The organism is Thalassovita sp., assembly GCF_963691685.1.
Taxonomy (GTDB): Bacteria; Pseudomonadota; Alphaproteobacteria; order Rhodobacterales; family Rhodobacteraceae; genus Thalassobius.
This window is the reverse complement of sequence record NZ_OY829290.1, coordinates 880,844-900,495: the sequence shown is the minus strand read 5'-3', so window position 1 is coordinate 900,495 and position 19,652 is coordinate 880,844. Positions and strand designations below refer to the sequence as shown.

At 53.9% G+C, this 19,652-nt stretch carries 14 protein-coding genes and 7 pseudogenes; 12 read left to right on the top strand and 9 right to left on the bottom strand.

What is annotated here, in order from left to right:
- Nucleotides 1-93 precede the first annotated feature (93 nt).
- Nucleotides 94-267, top strand: a pseudogene (locus tag ACORLH_RS04415) (transposase); the annotation flags it as partial.
- 34 nt (nucleotides 268-301) lie between these two features.
- Here ACORLH_RS04415 and ACORLH_RS04410 read toward each other — a convergent pair.
- Nucleotides 302-1,425 (bottom strand): IS3 family transposase gene (locus ACORLH_RS04410; RefSeq protein WP_321831288.1). Its coding sequence is split into 2 segments (ribosomal slippage): nucleotides 302-1,161 and nucleotides 1,161-1,425, totalling 1,125 coding nucleotides; the frame shifts between segments, so codons are not numbered across the junction.
- A gap of 137 nt (nucleotides 1,426-1,562) precedes the next feature.
- Between ACORLH_RS04410 and ACORLH_RS04405 the strand changes: the two are divergent.
- Nucleotides 1,563-2,183 (top strand): annotated as a pseudogene (locus ACORLH_RS04405) (transposase); the annotation flags it as partial.
- An 84-nt stretch (nucleotides 2,184-2,267) separates the two neighbouring features.
- Here the strand turns inward: ACORLH_RS04405 and ACORLH_RS04400 are convergent.
- Nucleotides 2,268-2,447, bottom strand: a complete 180-nt coding sequence (locus tag ACORLH_RS04400) for a helix-turn-helix domain-containing protein (RefSeq protein WP_420719800.1) — start codon at nucleotides 2,445-2,447, stop codon at nucleotides 2,268-2,270.
- Nucleotides 2,448-2,501: 54 nt separating this feature from the next.
- On the opposite strand from ACORLH_RS04400, the gene ACORLH_RS04395 reads away from it, so the two are divergent.
- Nucleotides 2,502-3,655 (top strand): IS3 family transposase gene (locus ACORLH_RS04395; RefSeq protein ID WP_321829195.1). Its coding sequence is split into 2 segments (ribosomal slippage): nucleotides 2,502-2,774 and nucleotides 2,777-3,655, totalling 1,152 coding nucleotides; the frame shifts between segments, so codons are not numbered across the junction.
- On the opposite strand, the gene ACORLH_RS04390 is transcribed toward ACORLH_RS04395, so the two are convergent.
- The 3 genes from ACORLH_RS04390 to ACORLH_RS04380 form a co-directional block, all read right to left on the bottom strand.
- Complete coding sequence (locus tag ACORLH_RS04390; protein ID WP_321831383.1) at nucleotides 3,652-4,542, bottom strand: GlxA family transcriptional regulator; 891 nt, start codon at nucleotides 4,540-4,542, stop codon at nucleotides 3,652-3,654. The two genes, ACORLH_RS04395 and ACORLH_RS04390, sit on opposite strands and share 4 nt — an antisense overlap.
- A gap of 332 nt (nucleotides 4,543-4,874) precedes the next feature.
- Nucleotides 4,875-6,001, bottom strand: a protein-coding gene (locus ACORLH_RS04385) for an IS3 family transposase (protein ID WP_321831375.1) whose coding sequence is annotated in 2 segments (ribosomal slippage) — nucleotides 4,875-5,737 and nucleotides 5,737-6,001 — 1,128 coding nt in all. Because the reading frame shifts where the segments join, the coding sequence is not laid out codon by codon here.
- 465 nt (nucleotides 6,002-6,466) lie between these two features.
- Nucleotides 6,467-6,961: an IS5 family transposase gene (locus ACORLH_RS04380; protein WP_420719799.1), complete on the bottom strand. Its 495-nt coding sequence runs from the start codon at nucleotides 6,959-6,961 to the stop codon at nucleotides 6,467-6,469.
- Nucleotides 6,962-7,178: 217 nt separating this feature from the next.
- Here ACORLH_RS04380 and ACORLH_RS04375 point away from each other — a divergent pair, with 217 nt between their 5' ends.
- Entirely contained in the window at nucleotides 7,179-7,865 is a 687-nt protein-coding gene (locus ACORLH_RS04375; RefSeq protein ID WP_321831382.1) for a molybdopterin-dependent oxidoreductase, read from the top strand.
- Here the strand turns inward: ACORLH_RS04375 and ACORLH_RS04370 are convergent.
- Nucleotides 7,862-8,128, bottom strand: a pseudogene (locus ACORLH_RS04370) (hypothetical protein); the annotation flags it as partial. The gene ACORLH_RS04375 and the pseudogene ACORLH_RS04370 overlap by 4 nt on opposite strands.
- A 113-nt stretch (nucleotides 8,129-8,241) precedes the next feature.
- On the opposite strand from ACORLH_RS04370, the pseudogene ACORLH_RS04365 reads away from it, so the two are divergent.
- A pseudogene (locus ACORLH_RS04365) lies at nucleotides 8,242-9,085 on the top strand (transposase); the annotation flags it as partial.
- 233 nt (nucleotides 9,086-9,318) lie between these two features.
- On the opposite strand, the pseudogene ACORLH_RS04360 reads toward ACORLH_RS04365, so the two are convergent.
- Nucleotides 9,319-10,577 (bottom strand): annotated as a pseudogene (locus ACORLH_RS04360) (IS110 family transposase).
- Between the two features lie 137 nt (nucleotides 10,578-10,714).
- Between ACORLH_RS04360 and ACORLH_RS04355 the strand changes: the two are divergent.
- The 7 genes and pseudogenes from ACORLH_RS04355 to ACORLH_RS04325 all read left to right on the top strand — a co-directional run.
- Nucleotides 10,715-11,068, top strand: a pseudogene (locus tag ACORLH_RS04355) (integrase core domain-containing protein); the annotation flags it as partial.
- A 423-nt stretch (nucleotides 11,069-11,491) separates the two neighbouring features.
- The gene (locus ACORLH_RS04350) at nucleotides 11,492-12,709 is read left to right on the top strand and encodes an acetyl-CoA C-acetyltransferase (protein WP_321831381.1); all 1,218 of its coding nucleotides are present in this window, start codon (nucleotides 11,492-11,494) and stop codon (nucleotides 12,707-12,709) included.
- Nucleotides 12,710-12,713: 4 nt separating this feature from the next.
- Entirely contained in the window at nucleotides 12,714-14,882 is a 2,169-nt protein-coding gene (locus tag ACORLH_RS04345) for an FAD-dependent oxidoreductase (protein ID WP_321831380.1), read from the top strand.
- Nucleotides 14,879-15,856 (top strand): NAD(P)-dependent alcohol dehydrogenase, encoded by a 978-nt coding sequence (locus ACORLH_RS04340; RefSeq protein ID WP_321831379.1) that lies wholly within the window; start codon nucleotides 14,879-14,881, stop codon nucleotides 15,854-15,856. Before ACORLH_RS04345 ends, ACORLH_RS04340 begins: the two co-directional genes overlap by 4 nt.
- A 73-nt stretch (nucleotides 15,857-15,929) precedes the next feature.
- A complete protein-coding gene (locus ACORLH_RS04335) occupies nucleotides 15,930-16,637 on the top strand; it encodes a TetR/AcrR family transcriptional regulator (protein WP_321831378.1) in 708 nt (235 codons plus the stop codon).
- Nucleotides 16,634-17,455: an SDR family oxidoreductase gene (locus tag ACORLH_RS04330; protein WP_321831377.1), complete on the top strand. Its 822-nt coding sequence runs from the start codon at nucleotides 16,634-16,636 to the stop codon at nucleotides 17,453-17,455. The genes ACORLH_RS04335 and ACORLH_RS04330 overlap by 4 nt, the downstream gene beginning before the upstream one ends.
- Before the next feature lie 20 nt (nucleotides 17,456-17,475).
- Nucleotides 17,476-17,919 (top strand): PaaI family thioesterase, encoded by a 444-nt coding sequence (locus ACORLH_RS04325; protein ID WP_321831376.1) that lies wholly within the window; start codon nucleotides 17,476-17,478, stop codon nucleotides 17,917-17,919.
- A gap of 21 nt (nucleotides 17,920-17,940) precedes the next feature.
- Here the strand turns inward: ACORLH_RS04325 and ACORLH_RS04320 are convergent.
- Both ACORLH_RS04320 and ACORLH_RS04315 read right to left on the bottom strand, forming a co-directional pair.
- Nucleotides 17,941-18,366: pseudogene (locus ACORLH_RS04320) on the bottom strand (DDE-type integrase/transposase/recombinase); the annotation flags it as partial.
- Nucleotides 18,367-18,448: 82 nt separating this feature from the next.
- A protein-coding gene (locus ACORLH_RS04315; RefSeq protein ID WP_321831375.1) for an IS3 family transposase occupies nucleotides 18,449-19,575 on the bottom strand; the annotation gives its coding sequence in 2 pieces (ribosomal slippage) (nucleotides 18,449-19,311 and nucleotides 19,311-19,575; 1,128 coding nt in all).
- Nucleotides 19,576-19,652 lie beyond the last annotated feature (77 nt).

The window sequence follows — 19,652 nt, the reverse complement described above, 5'->3', positions numbered from 1 at the left end:
GTGGTTTGCGCAAAGGAGTATTTCTGGTTCGTCGTCATGAGCCTCCCCCAGTGAACTGGTCCGCCGCTATGTTTAGGAAACGGAGGACCACGCATGGCAAACAAGCGACCGAAGCCGGAAGAGATAGTTTCGAAGTTACGGCAAGTTGAGGTGTTGATGGGGCAAGGCATGTCCCGTCTGGATGCAATCAGACAGATCGGTGTTGTTGAACAAACCTATTACCGCTGGCGTAAGAAGTATGGCGGAATGGGTGTGGATCAATTGAAGTGAGCAGCCTCATCTGAGTGGTCCATTTTGATTGTTAGTGCATGATCGGCCTCTGATCCATCGGAATGATGGTTTCAGGAGCTGGTGGTTTGTAGCCCAATGCACTGTGGGGCCTTGTGTTGTAGTGTTTCCTCCACTCTTCGATCAGGATTTGCGCTTCGCGCAGGCTGTAGAATACCTCGCCGTTGAGAAGTTCATCCCGCATCCGCCCGTTGAAGCTTTCGCAATATCCGTTTTCCCAGGGTGACCCTGGCTCGATGTAGGCGGTCTTCGCGCCGACGGCGGTGATCCAGTCCCGAACAGCCTGTGCAACGAACTCAGGGCCATTATCCGACCGGATGAATGCCGGAGCGCCGCGCAGGATGAACAGGTCTGTCAGAACATTGATCACATCTGTCGAGTTCAATTTGCGCTGCACCTTAATCGCCAAACATTCCCGGCTGTGCTCATCAATGATGTTCAGCGTCCTGAAGACTTTTCCATCATCTGTCCGGCAATGCACGAAGTCATAGCTCCAGACATGGTTCCGATACTCGGGCCTCAGCCGAACACATGATCCGTCATTCAGCCAGAGCCGCCCCTTCTTCGGTTGTTTTGCTGGAACCTTCAGCCCCTCTCGTCGCCATAGCCGTTCGACACGACCATCGCTCACGGACCAACCCGCCTCTCTGAGCAGAGCCGCGATCCGCCGATAGCCGTAGCGGCCAAACTGTCTGGCCAATTCGATCATGTCAGCAACCAAACGATCCTCATCGGCGCGGCCTTTCGGGATATGCCTTTGTGTGGAGCGATGCTGCCCGAGAACCCGACAGGCCCTGCGTTGCGATACTTTGAACTGGCTTCGAACGTGATCAATACATGCACGACGGCGAGCGGGGCTTAGTAATTTCCCTTTGCGGCTTCCTTCAGGATTAATTTGTCCAACGTAAGATCAGACACAGCTCTTCTGAGCCGTTCATTTTCCTTTTGAAGCCGCTTCAGCTCCTTCAATTGATCCACACCCATTCCGCCATACTTCTTACGCCAGCGGTAATAGGTTTGTTCAACAACACCGATCTGTCTGATTGCATCCAGACGGGACATGCCTTGCCCCATCAACACCTCAACTTGCCGTAACTTCGAAACTATCTCTTCCGGCTTCGGTCGCTTGTTTGCCATGCGTGGTCCTCCGTTTCCTAAACATAGCGGCGGACCAGTTCACTGGGGCAGGCTCACTGCCTTAAGCTCAGGACCCATTAATCAGCTTGCGGCTGATTTGGTTGCGTGATTCACGTGCCTGCAAAAATGGGGGCATCATGAGCAATCTTTTCTGACTAAGCGACGAGCAGATGGCGCGGCTTCAACCTTACTTTCCGAGGAGCCATGGCAAGCCGCGTGTCGATGTCCGGCGCGTTCTTAGCGGGATAGTCTTATCCAATCGCAATGGGTTACGATGGTGCGATGCGCCGAATGAATACGGCCCACCGAAGACGCTCTACAATCGCTGGAAGCGCTGGAGCGAGATTGGCGTGTTCGCCAGGATCTTCGAAGGACTGGCCGCTGAGGCGGCAGATCAGAAGACCATCATGATCGACGCGACCTATCTCAAAGCCCACCGCACGGCGTCAAGCATGCGCGGCAAGAAGGGGGGGGCGCTGTCGGCCGATCGGGCCGAATGGCTTCTGGTAGATCGCGGATATGACGCGGACTGGTTCTGCGACGCCCTGAAAGACAAGGGGATCAGGCCATGCATCCCGGGCCGCAAGTCGCGCGGAAAGCCCGTCAAATACGACAAGCGCCGCTACAAAAGCCGCAACGGCATCGAAATCATGTTCGGCAGGCTGAAGGACTGGCGCCGGGTTGCGACACGCGACGACAGATGTCCGGTGGTCTTCCTCAAGGCCGTCGCCCTCGTCGCAACCGTCATCTTCTGGCTGCGAAAATCAATCAGGCTGGAGCTTAATGCGATCGTCAAAGAAGTGAAGAAATGGACCGCTTGGGTCGACTAAGAAATACAGGTTCTAGCCATTTCGCTGTCTGTAATATTTTGGTGAAACCTTGAAAGTGCGAAGAAAGCTACGGCGCAAACTGTCTGCATTCGCAAAACCAGTAACTCTTGCAATTTCATCTAATGACTTTCCAGACAGCTCCAAGTGACTTTTGGCTTTGTATAAATGAGCTACCCCCTGAATTTCGGACACTGACGTAAGCTACGATTTGTTGTCTGCTGATCTTCGACGAAGAGGAGATCAAAGATGTCGAAACGGAAGAACCATTCGCCCGATTTCAAGGCCAAAGTTGCACTTGAGGCTTTGAAGGGCGAGCGGACTGTTGCTGAGCTGGCGAGCCAGTTTGGCGTTCACCCGACGATGATCCACAGCTGGAAACGGGCGCTTCTGGAAGGCGCGTCCGGCGTGTTCGAGCGTGGCGGAAAGAAGCCCCCAGAGATCGACGAGGAGCAGGTCAAAGAACTGCACGCGAAGATCGGGGAGCTGGCCGTGGCCAACGATTTTTTGTCACGAAAGCTCAAGCCGTGGATCGGCAAGTGAGGCGCAAGATGGTCGAGCCTGGCAATACCAACCTTTCAATTGGTAAACAGTGCAAGCTGTTGTCGATCTCGCGGTCATCGTTTTACTACACCGCCAAGGGCGAGACGGCGATGAACCTGATGTTGATGCGGCAGATCGACGAGCAGTTTCTGGAAGCACCGTTCTTTGGTGTCCGGCAAATGACTTGGCATCTGCGAAACGAAGGTCATCTGGTGAACGAGAAGCGCATCCGACGCTTGATGCGGCTGATGGGCTTGATGCCGATCTATCAGAAACCAAACACCAGCAAGGCAGCGAAAGGGCACAAGACCTATCCCTATCTGCTGCGTGGCCTACGGGTGGAGCGCCCCAATCAGGTCTGGTGTGCCGACATCACGTATCTGCCGATGCGCAGAGGCTTTCTGTATCTGGTCGCCATCATGGATTGGCACACCCGAAAGGTGCTGGCCTGGCGCATCTCGAACACGCTGGAAGCCGACTTCTGCGTCGAGGCGCTGAACGAGGCCATCGCCAAGTTTGGCCCACCGGAAATCATGAATACAGATCAGGGCAGCCAGTTCACCTCGTTTGCCTGGACCGACCGGCTACGCCGATCCGGAGTGCGTATCTCGATGGATGGCAAGGGCCGGTTCCTGGACAACATCTTTGTCGAGCGGCTCTGGCGGAGCCTGAAATACGAATGCGTCTACCTGCACGCCTGGGAGGCCGGATCGGAAGCCAAAGCGGGTGTCGGAAAATGGATCGAGTTCTACAACCGAAAGCGTCCTCATTCCGCCCTTGGCGGCAAACCACCAGCCGTGGTCTATTGGCTGAGAAAAGAAGAAAACCAAACCGATCAGCAGGAGCAAAGAGTAGCTTAATCTACGCCGGAAACTGTCCAATGATTGGGGAGTAGCTCAAAACGAAGAGTTTCAACATATTTTGCAGGCGTCAATCCCACCTCTTTCGTAAACCTTCTCGAGAAATTTCTAGGACTCATGGCGATGTGCTTTGCCATTTCGTCGACTGAGAGATCTGAAGTCAAGTTTTTTTGTGCCCACGTAATAACACGGTCAATCGGTGTACTAATCTCTTGGGGGGCAGGCAAGAGGGAGCTAAATTGAGATTGCCCACCTGATCTCTTTAGAACCATCACCCAGTATTGAGCGACGGTTAATGCAGTCTCGGCACCAAAATCAGACTGAATTAGCGCTAAGGCAAGATCCATCCCCGAAGTAATACCTGCAGACGTAAAAATATTTCCATCCTTTACGTATATTTTTTCCGCATCAACTAAAGTGTCGGGAAAGTCGTCTGAAAGCTTCTTGGACCAAGCCCAATGTGTAGTAGCTCGACGGTTTTTAAGAAGCCCAGCTTGTGCTAGTAGAAAAGCACCGGTGCAGATGCTAGCCAAATAGGTTGATCGCAAGGCCAGACTTTCAATCAACGAACATATGTCAGGATCCTTGGCGATCTCGAATGCTGTCTCGCCACCTGCGATTAACAGAATGTCAATATGACCGTCAATTAAATCAGCTACGGCCGTTGTATTCATCTCAATATTTCCGGGCTTTGTATTTATTAGCCCGCCATAAGGTGAGACCAGCTCAACTTCGTAAAGTTTATCGGGACTCTTAAGTGCAATCTGCACTCCGGCCAATAGATCCAACGGTCCAATTATGTCCATCGAACTTGCGCCCTCATATGCTAGCATAACGACTCTTTTAGGCACTACGGCATCACTTGAGGCGGATTGTTCAGTTTTCATGATGATCGACGATTTCTCTAGGTCTGCAGATCAATAGATGACAGTTATGAGCTTCGCTGTCTTCGCCATGTATCTTTACAGCCCGTCAATCTAGCGGTCGAGCAGGTGCTTTTCAAGTGTTTCGATGTGGTGATGAGTGAACAGGTAGGTCATCAACATCAGGATTGAAAGGGCCCAAAGCGAAGTCTTCAAGACACCCCAGTGGCTGAACGATAGACTGTAAGTCGTGCTTGATGTTCGTCGACCAGCCAAAAGGCCTGGAGTGAAGGGACGGCTTGCTAAATACGGTGGATTTTTCTGAGCAGCCTCATCTGAGTGGTCCATTTTGATTGTTAGTGCATGATCGGCCTCTGATCCATCGGAATGATGGTTTCAGGAGCTGGTGGTTTGTAGCCCAATGCACTGTGGGGCCTTTTTGTGTTGTAGTGTTTCCTCCACTCTTCGATCAGGATTTGCGCTTCGCGCAGGCTGTAGAATACCTCGCCGTTGAGAAGTTCATCCCGCATCCGCCCGTTGAAGCTTTCGCAATATCCGTTTTCCCAGGGTGACCCTGGCTCGATGTAGGCGGTCTTCGCGCCGACGGCGGTGATCCAGTCCCGAACAGCCTGTGCAACGAACTCAGGGCCATTATCCGACCGGATGAATGCCGGAGCGCCGCGCAGGATGAACAGGTCTGTCAGAACATTGATCACATCTGTCGAGTTCAATTTGCGCTGCACCTTAATCGCCAAACATTCCCGGCTGTGCTCATCAATGATGTTCAGCGTCCTGAAGACTTTTCCATCATCTGTCCGGCAATGCACGAAGTCATAGCTCCAGACATGGTTCCGATACTCGGGCCTCAGCCGAACACATGATCCGTCATTCAGCCAGAGCCGCCCCTTCTTCGGTTGTTTTGCTGGAACCTTTAGCCCCTCTCGTCGCCATAGCCGTTCGACACGACCATCGCTCACGGACCAACCCGCCTCTCTGAGCAGAGCCGCGATCCGCCGATAGCCGTAGCGGCCAAACTGTCTGGCCAATTCGATCATGTCAGCAACCAAACGATCCTCATCGGCGCGGCCTTTCGGGATATGCCTTTGTGTGGAGCGATGCTGCCCGAGAACCCGACAGGCCCTGCGTTGCGATACTTTGAACTGGCTTCGAACGTGATCAATACATGCACGACGGCGAGCGGGGCTTAGTAATTTCCCTTTGCGGCTTCCTTCAGGATTAATTTGTCCAACGTAAGATCAGACACAGCTCTTCTGAGCCGTTCATTTTCCTTTTGAAGCCGCTTCAGCTCCTTCAATTGATCCACACCCATTCCGCCATACTTCTTACGCCAGCGGTAATAGGTTTGTTCAACAACACCGATCTGTCTGATTGCATCCAGACGGGACATGCCTTGCCCCATCAACACCTCAACTTGCCGTAACTTCGAAACTATCTCTTCCGGCTTCGGTCGCTTGTTTGCCATGCGTGGTCCTCCGTTTCCTAAACATAGCGGCGGACCAGTTCACTGGGGCAGGCTCATTTCCATGCTCGGCGTTGCAGCCCAGACACAGCGTTTAGGCAAAGCCTGATCACAGGAATAGCGAGACTCCGCTCGCCCTGTACACCAAGCTGCGCGGCGTTGCCTGCCGTTTCCCCCTGCGCCTAGGCTCTGGACACATTCAGTTTCGAAACTTGACTATGACGATGGTGGTGGCGAGAGCAATTGCTAACAGGAAGACCGTTGAGCATCTGTCTTAACGTGGCGCCACACGCCTCCAGTCTTTCAGCCTGCCGAACATGATCTCTATGCGGTTGCGCCGTTTCTAGTGGCGCTTGTCGTATTTGGATGTCGTATTGCGTTGGTTTCGCCCAGGGATGCAGGGCGTATCCCTCTGTCTTTCAGCGCTTCTCTGAACCAATCTGCGCCATAACCACGGCCCCCGAGCAGTCATCCGACCTTTGGAAGGCCCTCTAGCAATGCCCGTGCCCCGATATAACCTCTGACTTGTCCAGCGGTCATGAATAGGTCAACCGGTCGCCCTTGGTTATCGCGGATGGCATACAACTTGGTGTTCACGCGCCTTTGGTTTGCCCGATTAGGCGCCCACGCCCCCTTTTTGACACCCATGCAGGTCGCTGTCCGCTGGGCCTTCAGATAGGTCGCGTCAATCATCACGGTTGCCTTCTCGCCGTCTTCGGCAGCCAGCCCAGTCATCATTCGCGCGAAGATACCCTTGTCGCTCCACCGTTTCCAACGGTTGTACAGCGCCTTGTGCGGCCCATACCCAGCAGGGGCGTCGTGCCACCTCAAGCCATTGCTATTGATGAAGATAATGCCACTCAACACGTGCCTATCGTCCACGCACGGCTTGCTATGGGACTTGGGGAGGAATGGCGCAAGACGCGCCATCTGCGTATCTGTTAGCCAGAAAAGATCAGTCATGTCCATCGCTAGGGTTTCAAAACGTGAAGCACGCCACTAGGCACAAATCAATGGGTCTTGAGTCTAGTTAAGGGAATGTCTTCAAAATTTTGTTGATCATCTGGAGACAGTGTATGATACAGAGACAGTTGATTAGGCGTATTTGGTTGGCGAAACACCTTTTTTCCTGCTGGTCCGGAATCTTGCCTCCAATACGAAGAATTAAAGGACACAGCAAATGTCATCGGCTCTGCCCAAGGGGCAGTTTGATATTGGCAAGATGCCAAGATTTGGACTGATACAGTTTGCCGATCGTTTTCCCTCTGAGACGGGCACTCCCCGCCTTCACATCTCCGGGGATGTCGAAAATGAGTTGGTGCTGGACGAAGAGCTTACGGGCTTGCAACGAACAGAAATTATTGCTGATTTCCATTGCGTTACAACGTGGAGCAGCCTTGGTTTGCGATGGCAGGGCATCCTGTTCAAACACGTTTTTGAACAGCTCATTCGCCCTATGGCGAAGCCGAATGAAAATGCGGCGTTTGTCATTCTCAAAGCACGGGATGGAGCTAGGGCCAGTCTGCCGCTAAGCGATCTTTTGCAAGATAACGTCATTTTGGCAGATTGGTTGAATGATAAACCTTTAACCCGGGAGCATGGCGCTCCGCTTCGCCTGGTAGCACCAGACCACTATGGATATAAAAATATCAAGTACATCAATAGAATTGCATTTCATGTGCAAAACCCTGGCTATCGTCCTTCGGGACTCCGGTTCATGGAGCACCCGCGTGCCCGCGTCGCCTATGAAGAGAGAGGTAGCACGTTCCCCGGTTGGTTGTTACGCTATGCATACAAGCCACTTGTCAAACCAACCATCAGAATATTTGCGAACGCAACAAAGTTCAAAGATCAGGACAACGGTTAACCCGCCCCGGCGATATCCTTGGCTAGGGTCAGGTCTAATAGCCAATAGATGACGATTGTGGCGAGAGCGATGACAGAGAGAAAGACCTTGGGGCATCTGCCGCAACGAGTGGCATCCCGTCTCCAATCCCTGAATATACCGAACATGATCTCGATCCGGCTGTGGCGCTTGTAGTATTGCACAGGTTTCTTGCGCTGCTTCCGGCCAAGGATGCAGGTGCGTACCACTTTGTCTTTCAAGGTTTCTCTACACCAATAAGCGTTATTGATCATCCCCCACTGAAGTAGTCCTCCGCTATGTTTAGGAAAACTGACCTGCCCCCCGCGAAATCCCTCACCATGATGTAGAGTCTGCCCAACCCTTAAGGAGCAGACGAATGCGGAAGAGCCGTTTTACCGAGGCGCAGATCATCGGGATGATCAAGGAGCAAGAGGCAGGCATGCCAACGGCGGAGGTGTGCCGCAGGCACGGGCTCAGCCCGGCAACATTCTACAAGCTGAAGTCCAAATACGGCGGCATGGAGGTGTCGGAGGCCCCGCGGCTAAAGGCGCTGGAGGACGAGAACGCCAAGCTGAAGCGGTTGCTGGCCGATACGATGCTGGAGTGAGCCATTGATGCGCCATTGGTCCGAGCACAATGGAGAACGTGGTTCTGAAGGATCTTCTGGGAAAGAACTGACGACGCTGACCAAGCGGCGAGAGGCAGCGCTCAAGGCGATGCGTGATCACGGTATCTCGCAGCGCCGGGCCTGCCGGCTTATCGGTGTCGACCCAAAGACAGTCCGGCGCGAACGCCCGCCGGACTGCCCCGAGATCCGCAAGGAGATGCAGGAGATCGCCGGAAAGCGGCGCCGGTTCGGCTACCGCCGGATTGGCGTGTTGCTTGAGCGCAAGGGCATGAGAATGAACCACAAGAAACTGTATCGGCTCTACCGGGAAGAAGGGCTGTCAGTGAAGCGGCGGCGCGGCCGCAAGCGGGCCCATGGAACGCGCTCCCCGATGCCGTAGGCTGCGTATCCCAATGCGCGCTGGTCTCTGGACTTCCTGGCTGACAGCTTCGGGGCATATCGGAAATTCCGCATCCTGGCAGTGATAGACGATTGCAGCCGCGAAAACCTGTGCCTGATTGCTGACACCAGCATCTCCGGCGCGCGTGTTGCGCGTGAGCTGGATGCGCTGGTGCGGATCTACGGCAAACCCGGATGCATAGTCAGCGACAACGTCCTATGCGCGGAATGATTGGCTGATTTGGCATCAGGTCATGTTCATGCTGAAGCGTTCCAGCATGGTTGAATGTGTGTCAGTTCGGCGTTTTGGTCAACAACGTGTCTCTCCCATAACAAACACAGAGTACGCTTTTGCGGCTCTCACCGTCCTTAAGACGAGATCTTCGGTCGTTGAGCAGAAGGCCTGAACATTATCTACGAGGTCGAATGGTCGCCTCTACGGCCCTATCAGAGAAAGGTCCTTCTGCTGTCGATCACCCCTCAAAGAAGGGGCGATATGGTTCACCGCGCTTGATGATCCCGTGAACGGTGCGGGCCATCTTGGCGGCGATTGCGGTGTACGCCTTGCGGCGCAAATGGGTGTTTTGCCGGTCTTTGGCGATGTAGCGTTCGAATTTGTCACGAAAGCTGTTGGTACGCTGCAGAATGGCAACCTGACCCGCCATCCATAAGGTGCGCCGCAAGCGGGCATTCCCGTATTTTGACAACTTAGTTTGGCCACGGAATGTACCGGATTGGATCGTTGCCAAGTCCATGCCGCAGAACTTCAAGAATTGCCGGTGGTGGCCAAAGCGGCGTAAATCGCCAGCTTCTGCGAGGATGGTCAGGGCGTTGATCGGGCCGATCCCAGGTATTGATGTCAGCAACTGATAGTCAGGCAGATCTTTGAGAAGCGCGACGGCGCGACCTTCGATTTGATTGCGTTGCGCAATGAGACTACGGCCTTCCCCAAGAACCAGACGGAACATACTGATCGCATCAGAGTCTGGGACAACCGGCAATCCCACTGACGTCTTGGCCGTCTCGTAAATATCTGCAAGCAAACGCTCTTTCTCGATTTCGCGCCCAATGACCTTCCAAGCGTCAGCCGTGAACGCGTCCTTACCCATGGCCGTAATAAAATGTGGCGATGGATAGCGTTCAAGGAATGCAAAGAACCAATCGCTGCGCGAGCTGCGGTGAAAGCGGTCGGCCTCAGGGAAGTACAGCGGCAGATAATGCGTCAGCACACGGTGCCAAGGTTCAGTCTTGGACTTAGAAACGATATCGTGGGTCTTTGAGAGTTCCTGGATGTCGTTTGTTCCGCACACGAGAGGGTCGTGGTAGAATTGCTCATTCCCAATCTCCATCATATGCAAAATGACCTGCGCGTCTTTTGGGTCGTTCTTGTCCCAGCTGTTGTTGAGGGCTTCGCGCGTCCGCGCCAAAGCCACTGAGGACACCAGCTTCACCTCAAAGCCTGCAGCTGCCAAATGAAACGCCAGGGCGCGGTGATAATTGCCGGTCGCTTCGAAGGCCACACGTACTGGACGGCCGTATTCCTTCAAAGCCGTGATGAGACGGTTGAAGTCAGCAAGGCTGTTCAAAATTATTAAGCGACGTCGGCGTTTCTTGTTTGGAACTGCGATCAACACTTCATGCCGGGCCTTGGCGATGTCGACGGCCACCAAAACAGGCGCATCTCGTGCAATAATAGTCTCGGTCATAGTCGGTCTCCTTTACGATGTGGTGTGTGCAAAAACACTGTAGGGACCTGAGGCCCGGCTATGACCACCTGCTGCGCTATTTGAAGGCTGCGCAGGTGGTCATAACCTATCAATCAGCATCATTCCGAAGGTGTTACGGGACAGAGTTCACGAGCCGGGCCATTCTGAGGTGGGCCGATCAGAACGCAATTCCGTGGCACTATATCGACCCAGGGAAGCCGCAGCAGAACGCCTTTATCGATTCATTCAACGGCAGCCTGCGCGACGAACTGCTGAACGAGGAGATATTTGACACCCTGGACGACGCCCGCCGGAAGCTGGCGCTCTGGCGTTACGATTACAACACCGTCAGGCCGCATTCATCGCTCGGGAACAAAACACCGGCCGATGCGCGCCGGACGCTTGAGCAATTTGAGGGCTCCGCGCCCGGCGCGCTTGCCAAGCCCGAAACCGACGACTACCAAAATCAAACCCGCAGACTCTCGTCATGAACGAGGGACCAGTGGGGGGCAGGTCACAACGTCTCTTTCCCCAGAAAACATCTGAAAACTCAGCGCATTAGAATGGGCATGCTTCGCCCGGGCCTGACTTATCAGCCCGTAGGTCGTTGCGGGCACTTCACGCGCTTGCCACGGCCTCTCGCCTTCAACTTCAAGGCAGTCTGCCTCGCTTGCAAACTGTTTCATTCTTTCCTCCCTTTTTGAGCTGTCACTGATACGCGCCCGCGTCCTCCGTTGCGGGCCATGGCATCGAATTTCGGCTGACCCAGTGTGGTAGTGCGTTGAAGGCTTTGCGTTAATAACTTGCGTTACGATATGCATGTAAGTATGTCCAATTCAAGAATTTGGCGAATCACGGTTTCTGGGCTGAGCAAAAACTCGAAGTTCAGCCATGGGTTCGCGTGGAGAGGATGAATGGCTAAAGCTTACATATTTGATGCGGTTAGAACGCCTCGGGGACGGGGAAGGGCAAAGGATGGTTCGTTGCACGAAGTTGCGCCGATCGCTCTTGCTGCAGGCACATTGCGCGCTTTGGCCGCGCGTAACGACTTTGCTCCGGACACCGTTGAGGACGTGATTTTAGGGTGTGTCGATCCAGTGAAGGATCAAGCTGCGGACATCGCCAGATCGGCGGCGTTGACAGCCGGATTTGGCGACGCGGTACCAGGTGTCCAGATCAATCGTTTTTGCGCCAGCGGGCTCGAGGCGGTCGGGTTGGCTGCATCACGTTTGAAGGCAGGTGACATTGATCTCGCCGTCGCAGGCGGTGTCGAAATGATGTCTCGCGTCGGAATGGGCGGCTCAGGTATGCCGGCGTTGACCGATCCAGATGTTGCAATTCCGCACTTCATGATCCCGCAAGGCGTTTCAGCGGACTTAATCGCTACGAAAGAGGGTTACTCGCGTCAGGATGTGGATAATTACGCCGTCGAAAGTCAGCGCCGTGCCAAGATCGCATGGCAGAAGGGCTACTTTTCTAACAGCGTGGTTACAGTAAAGGATCAGAATGGTGTCCCAATTCTGGAGCATGATGAGGCAATGCGTCCGGAGGCCGACATGCAGTCGTTGGGGGCATTGGAGCCATCATTCGCTGCAATGGCTGACATGGGGGGCTTCGGCGCTGTCGCGTCGCAGAAATACCCCGAGACCGAGGCGATTGATCATGTGCATCACGCGGGCAATTCATCGCAAATCGTCGACGGTGCCGCTGCCATCCTGATTGGTAGCGATGCCAGTCAAAACACGGAAGGCCTGACACCTCGAGCGCGTGTCGTGAGCTGCGTTTCGATTGGCTCAGAACCCACCATCATGTTGACCGGCCCGGTCGAAGCCTCGCGCCTCGCTCTGGCCAAAGCCGGCATGCAGTTCAAAGACGTCGATCTTTGGGAGGTGAATGAAGCCTTCTCTGCGGTTCCCATGTTCTTCATGGAAAAGACGAATGTCGCCCATGAAAACGTGAACGTGAACGGAGGCGCCATTGCCATGGGTCACCCACTGGGCGCAACGGGCGCGATGATTTTGGGAACCCTTTTGGATGAAATGGAACGATCCGACAAGGAAGTCGGCGTTGCGACACTATGTGCGGCCTCAGGACAGGCCATCGCCATGGTGATCGAACGGGTTGGGAGGTGATCAAATGACGACAGCAGTGATGGTCTCGTATGACAACGACAAGATTGCGACGATGATCTGGGATGTGCCAGGTCAGAAGGTCAACGTCTTTGACGAACAATCCATCGCAGACTTTGAGGACGCGGTCCGGTCGGTGCTGGCTGATACGTCGGTGATCGGGTGTGTCATCGCGTCGGCCAAAGACGTATTCCACGTCGGGGCTGATTTGGACATGGCGCTCAGGTTTCCAGGGCTACCACCGGGCCTGCTGTTCCAGCGGGTCATGCGAATGAACCAACTGATGCTCGATATGGAACGCAGCGGGAAAACCTTTGTTGCCGCCATCGAGGGGCACGCGATGGGCGGAGGCCTCGAGATGGCGCTTGCGTGCCACGCCCGCATCGTTGCGGACGACAGCGCCATCCAGCTGTCCTTACCAGAGGCAAAACTCGGGCTGATGCCAGGGTTTGGCGGCACACAAAGACTGTCGCGCCTTTTACCGCTCACCGATGCGGTGACGGCACTCAGCACCGGCAAATCGTTCCGCCCTAAATCCGCGCTAAAGATCGGGCTCGTCACTGAACTTGCGGATTCGGGCAACGTGATCAGCGCGGCCAAGGTCTGGATTAAAAACAACCAAGGCGCCAAGCAGCCTTGGGATGAAAAACCAGCCCGGGTTCCCACGGGACAAATTCATACCGCCAAGAACCTCCCGATACTGGCAGCGGCAGCCGCTCAGACGCGTAAAAACACCTTTGGAAACTTCCCGGCTCCCGCTGCGATTTTGCGCTCCGTCTACCATGGTTTGCAGATGCCCATCGATCAGGCCCTGAAAGTTGAAGCGCGCAATTTCATTGAAATGGCGCGCACAGACGTCGCACGTAACATGATCCAAACGTTGTTCTTCGGATTGAACAGCGCAAACGCTCTCGAAAAGAAGCCAACGGGCTTCGATATTCGTGGATTCCGAAAAGTTGGCATCGTTGGCGCTGGATTAATGGGTGCGGGTATCGCCTACCAGGCATCGAAGTGCGATCTTGAAGTGGTGGTGATCGATCGTGATCAAGAAACAGCTGACGGCGCTACCAAGTATTCAAAAGATTTGCTGAAAAAAACAGTTGCTCGAGGATTCATTTGCGAGGCGTCGGCACATGCACACATGTCCAGGATTACCACTAGTTCGAACTACGGTGATCTTCGCGACTGCGACCTGGTCGTTGAGGCTGTTTTCGAAGACAAAGGTGTAAAGAAACAAGTCCTGCGCTCGATCTGCGATGTGGTATCCCACTCCTCCATTATCGCTTCGAACACCTCAACCATTCCGATTTCGGAACTTGCAGATTATGTCGATCATCCTGAGCGCTTTGTTGGTTTGCACTTCTTCTCGCCGGTCGAGAAAATGCCTCTTCTGGAAATAATTTCGGGTTTGAAAACAAATGCTTCTACGCTTGCAGCCGCTTTTGACTTTTCGAAAGCTATCAATAAAACCCCAATAGACGTCAACGATGGCCGGGCCTTCTTCACGACGCGTGTGGTTTCGTCGTACATCACCGAAGGGATGGCTCTCTTGTCCGAAGGAGTGAAGCCCGCCCTGATCGAAAACGCGGGTAAGTCCGCTGGAATGCCTATGGGGCCGCTCCGGCTGGCAGATATGGTCAATCTCGATCTCGCTGTGAAAATTGCTGCCCAATCTGCAGTCGATCTCGGCGAAGCATTTCAAGAACCCCCAGGAATTGACGTCGCTCGAAAGATGGTGACGCTCGGCAGGCCTGGAGAAAAGGCCGCCCAAGGTTTTTTTGACCACACAGGCAACGAACCAAGACTGTGGAATGGGTTGGGCAAGCACTTTCCTATCATCCCAGATCAACCAAGCATGAAGCAGGTTACTGATCGTTTGATGCTGATCCAAGCTGTAGAAACCCTGCATTGCATGGACGACGGTGTTGTAAAGTCCGCTATTGACGCGGACTTGGGTTCGGTACTGGGTTGGGGATTTGCCCCACATACCGGGGGGATCGCCCGGTTTATTGACAGCGCAAGCCCCGAAAAGCTCATTCAACAACTCGAAAACCTGAGCGAAGAGAGCGGCGAGCGCTTTGCTCCTCCAGCTCGTTTACGTGCCTTGCACGCAGACGGTTCGTCGCTGTACGCCCCGCGGTCAAGCACCTCACAAGTAAAGGAGATTGCATCATGAAGGCGCTACGACTCAGAAAATATGGCAAAAAGGACGTTCTATCAGTTGAAAACATCACGTGCCCTGAGCCGAGCAAGAACCAAGTTTTGGTTCAGGTCCAAGCAGCTTCAGTCAATCCGCGCGACTGGTTACTGCAGGAAGGCCGCTATCAATTCAAAGCTTTCATCGGCAAGCCCCCCATCACTTTGGGCAGTGACTTTAGTGGCCATGTTGTTGCGGTGGGTAAGCGTGTGAGAAACACGAAGATTGGCGATGAAGTATTCGGACTTTCGTGGAAGATGGGCGCATTTGCAGAATACGTCGTTGTTGACGAGGCATCGATTGCTCTTAAACCAAGGAATGTGGCCCACGATGTAGCTGCAGCAATCCCGTGTGCTGGGCAAACCGCATTGCGAGCACTAGCGGGATTGACGCCTGGTGACAGAATCGTCATCAACGGCGCCGCAGGCGGCGTTGGTTCCTTTGCGGTGCAGTTTGCCAAAGCGATAGGTTGCCATGTTGTCGCGGTGGCTAGCGGAAAGAATGAGGCGTTTTGCAGAGACATCGGAGCCGACGAATTCATCGACTACGAGACCACAGACTTCTGCAGCACCCTTAAACGACAAGACATGGTTCTTGACGCTGTAGGGCGCTCCTCGTTTACAAAATGCAAATCGGCGCTAGCTCGGGACGGGGTCTATGTCACACCGATCCCCACCTTTCCGCATCTGAGACAAGCCATCATGACGACCTTTTTATCAGGCTTCGGAGTCTTCAAGAAACGGCGCGTACGTCTAGTTTTTGCAAAAACGCGTTCAGACCAATTGGCTCGGATTGCCAAATGGCATTCGGATGGTTTGGCCAAAAGTACCATAGGAAGTGTTTATCAGTTTTCCGACATACCAAATGCGCTTGCCGCCAGCAAAACATGGAAGACTAGGGGCAAGATCGTCGTCGACGTCGCCAACAGCGCGGTCGCAGTTCAAGCCATTTAGAAACTGATCAGACATTGACCTTTTCACTAGACAAACATCTACCGACGGGCGTCGGGAACAGACAGAGAAGCAAATGACCCAAAACGCAACCCATGCTCAGAAGCGTCCCAGACGCAAACAGGAAGACCGCTCTCGCGAAACTCGCAAAAAGCTGCTAGCCGCGACGCGTGTTTGTGTTGCTCGAGACGGTTACGCCAAAGCCACAATTTCAAAGATTACGGAAGAAGCCGGCCTCACACGCGGCGCGCATCTTCATCACTATTCGACCAAAGAGCAATTGATAGCTGCTGCTACGGAAGATGCAGGTCATCACATCTTTCGCCGGCTCGGCGTGGCCATGCTGAATCTCGAGAATGAAGGGGACAGAGTGCGGTGTTTGATCGAGTCGATCTGGCGGCAAGTGATGATGACCACCGAAGGACGTCTTATGCTCGAATTTTTGAATGCATCTGGAACGGACCCGGCGCTTGCCGAACACTTTGGAAAAAGCTTCCGGAAGGTCAATGACGTTTTTCGCGCGGCAGCTTCACATTACTTCGTTCCTACGAAGGTCGGACTACAACCCGCCGACGTATTCGAACTCGTCATGTTCCAAATGCAGGGCATGATGTTGAACCTCCCCATTTCTGAAAACCCAGCGGCTCTTGAGCGCAGTCTCAAACAATTCGTTCAAATGGTCGAAACCTCGGTCCTACCAAAGAAAGCTCCTTTGGGAGAACCACCGAGGTTTGATGATTGGGAAGATGATCAAGAAACCCGCAACACAAAGGATAAGTCATGAAGCTTCAAGACATACTAGCGGACGGGATTTTCTCAGATAAAACAGTTGTTGTAACGGGTGGTGGCAGCGGCATTAACTTCGGGATTGCGAGAGCATTCGCAGAGCTCGGTGCCAACGTCGCCATTTGCGGCAGGACGCAATCAAAGCTCGAAAAGGCAGCGGCGACGCTGAAAGAGACTGGTGCGGAAGTTTTTGCCTGTGTGGCGGACGTAAGGGAACCAGAAGCGGTTGATAGCTTCCTTGAGGGCACGAAAACCGCCCTTGGCTCCGCTCACATTGTGGTCGCGGGGGCCGCAGGAAACTTTCTTTGCCTAGCGAAAGATATGTCGCCAAACGGCTTTAAGACCGTTGTGGACATTGACCTAATCGGGACCTTTAACACTGCCAAAGCGGCTTACGGACAACTTCGAGAAACTTCAGGTTCGATGCTCATGATTTCAGCCGCACAAGCGTTCATGCCGTTTGCATTTCAAGCACATGCCGGTGCCGCCAAAGCCGGCGTTGAACAATTGATGCGCCAATTGGCGCTTGAGTGGGGACAAGACGGCGTGCGGGTCAATGCAATTGTTCCTGGCCCCGTCGAGGGCACCGAAGGGCTGGCGCGCCTATCAGCCACTTCATTACATAAAACACTAATTGACACGATACCCATGGGCCGTCTCGGCCGAGCTGAAGATATCAGCGCAGCAGCGGTTTTCCTAGCATCACCGCTTGCGTCTTACACTACTGGAACCACGATGATCGTGGATGGCGGTCAATTCCTGTCGGGCACCGGAGTGCTCAACAACGCAACTGCATCCCTCTTCAACGCCGCTTAATAAAGAGGAAGCCCAACTCAATGGAAGCGCTCATACTCAATGAACTGCCTAAAACGGTCCCATTTGCAGAGCACGTGGGGGTCGCTCTTACTCAAGCCAACGCAACCGGAGGTGCGGGGTCGCTCGATCAACGACGGGAAATCGAAAATCACATCAAGAGCGTACACGCTGGCGCATTGTTTACCCTAGCTGAAACGACCGCTGCCGGGGAGCTGACTGCACTTCTTTTCAACAAAATCACAAAGCTTATCATTGTGGTTTCGAGCGCCGAAGTAGCATTCATGAAAAAGGCGAGGGGAAAGATCGAAGCAGTCTCGGAAGTTAGGGCAACACTAGACGAAGTCAATGCCAGCCTCGAGAACTCTGGCACCGCGGAATTCGATGCCAAGGTCAACTTGACAGACGAAGATGACGATACTGTTGCGGAAATCACTTTCAGGTTCCACGCCCGTAACCTAACGTGAAATTGAGGTGCCCCTAGTATCCTAGACACCTGCCTTTTCCAGTTTGAGCTGTCTCTCTTCAAAGTCAACCATTGCCGGAAACACATGCAAAGCATGTGTGAGAGGGGGCGACAGCATGCCGTTGTTCGTGTGCTTGCGTTTTGGGTTGTAGAACAGCTCGATGTATTCAAAGACATCGCGTCGCGCTTCCTCGCGGGTGCGGTATTTTCGCCGCCTGACTTTCTCCCGCTTCAAGAGCTGAAAGAAACTCTCGGCCACTGCGTTGTCATGGCAGTTGCCCCTGCGGCTCATCGAGTGTTCCAGATTGTGGTCGCGTAGGAAGGCGGCCCATTCTCTGCTTGTGAATTGCGCGCCCTGATCAGATTGGATTAACAAACCTGGACCGGGCTTGCGTCGCCAAATAGCCATCCATTGCCCGGCAGTGCATTGCGCAGCAATGTCACGAGAGGGAGCAAAGCCTGTACGGCAAGTTCCGAAGTCTGACGCGATTGGAACTGAGCAGCCTCATCTGAGTGGTCCATTTTGATTGTTAGTGCATGATCGGCCTCTGATCCATCGGAATGATGGTTTCAGGAGCTGGTGGTTTGTAGCCCAATGCACTGTGGGGCCTTTTTGTGTTGTAGTGTTTCCTCCACTCTTCGATCAGGATTTGCGCTTCGCGCAGGCTGTAGAATACCTCGCCGTTGAGAAGTTCATCCCGCATCCGCCCGTTGAAGCTTTCGCAATATCCGTTTTCCCAGGGTGACCCTGGCTCGATGTAGGCGGTCTTCGCGCCGACGGCGGTGATCCAGTCCCGAACAGCCTGTGCAACGAACTCAGGGCCATTATCCGACCGGATGAATGCCGGAGCGCCGCGCAGGATGAACAGGTCTGTCAGAACATTGATCACATCTGTCGAGTTCAATTTGCGCTGCACCTTAATCGCCAAACATTCCCGGCTGTGCTCATCAATGATGTTCAGCGTCCTGAAGACTTTTCCATCATCTGTCCGGCAATGCACGAAGTCATAGCTCCAGACATGGTTCCGATACTCGGGCCTCAGCCGAACACATGATCCGTCATTCAGCCAGAGCCGCCCCTTCTTCGGTTGTTTTGCTGGAACCTTTAGCCCCTCTCGTCGCCATAGCCGTTCGACACGACCATCGCTCACGGACCAACCCGCCTCTCTGAGCAGAGCCGCGATCCGCCGATAGCCGTAGCGGCCAAACTGTCTGGCCAATTCGATCATGTCAGCAACCAAACGATCCTCATCGGCGCGGCCTTTCGGGATATGCCTTTGTGTGGAGCGATGCTGCCCGAGAACCCGACAGGCCCTGCGTTGCGATACTTTGAACTGGCTTCGAACGTGATCAATACATGCACGACGGCGAGCGGGGCTTAGTAATTTCCCTTTGCGGCTTCCTTCAGGATTAATTTGTCCAACGTAAGATCAGACACAGCTCTTCTGAGCCGTTCATTTTCCTTTTGAAGCCGCTTCAGCTCCTTCAATTGATCCACACCCATTCCGCCATACTTCTTACGCCAGCGGTAATAGGTTTGTTCAACAACACCGATCTGTCTGATTGCATCCAGACGGGACATGCCTTGCCCCATCAACACCTCAACTTGCCGTAACTTCGAAACTATCTCTTCCGGCTTCGGTCGCTTGTTTGCCATGCGTGGTCCTCCGTTTCCTAAACATAGCGGCGGACCAGTTCACTGGGGCAGGCTCAGGACCAAACAAGGAAATCGAG

Coding starts and splice junctions, on each gene's coding strand:
- ACORLH_RS04390 (WP_321831383.1), bottom strand. CDS start 4,542: ATGAAAACTGAACAATCCGCCTCAAGTGATGCCGTAGTGCCTAAAAGA.
- ACORLH_RS04380 (WP_420719799.1), bottom strand. CDS start 6,961: ATGACTGATCTTTTCTGGCTAACAGATACGCAGATGGCGCGTCTTGCG.
- ACORLH_RS04375 (WP_321831382.1), top strand. CDS start 7,179: ATGTCATCGGCTCTGCCCAAGGGGCAGTTTGATATTGGCAAGATGCCA.
- ACORLH_RS04350 (WP_321831381.1), top strand. CDS start 11,492: ATGGCTAAAGCTTACATATTTGATGCGGTTAGAACGCCTCGGGGACGG.
- ACORLH_RS04345 (WP_321831380.1), top strand. CDS start 12,714: ATGACGACAGCAGTGATGGTCTCGTATGACAACGACAAGATTGCGACG.
- ACORLH_RS04340 (WP_321831379.1), top strand. CDS start 14,879: ATGAAGGCGCTACGACTCAGAAAATATGGCAAAAAGGACGTTCTATCA.
- ACORLH_RS04335 (WP_321831378.1), top strand. CDS start 15,930: ATGACCCAAAACGCAACCCATGCTCAGAAGCGTCCCAGACGCAAACAG.
- ACORLH_RS04330 (WP_321831377.1), top strand. CDS start 16,634: ATGAAGCTTCAAGACATACTAGCGGACGGGATTTTCTCAGATAAAACA.
- ACORLH_RS04325 (WP_321831376.1), top strand. CDS start 17,476: ATGGAAGCGCTCATACTCAATGAACTGCCTAAAACGGTCCCATTTGCA.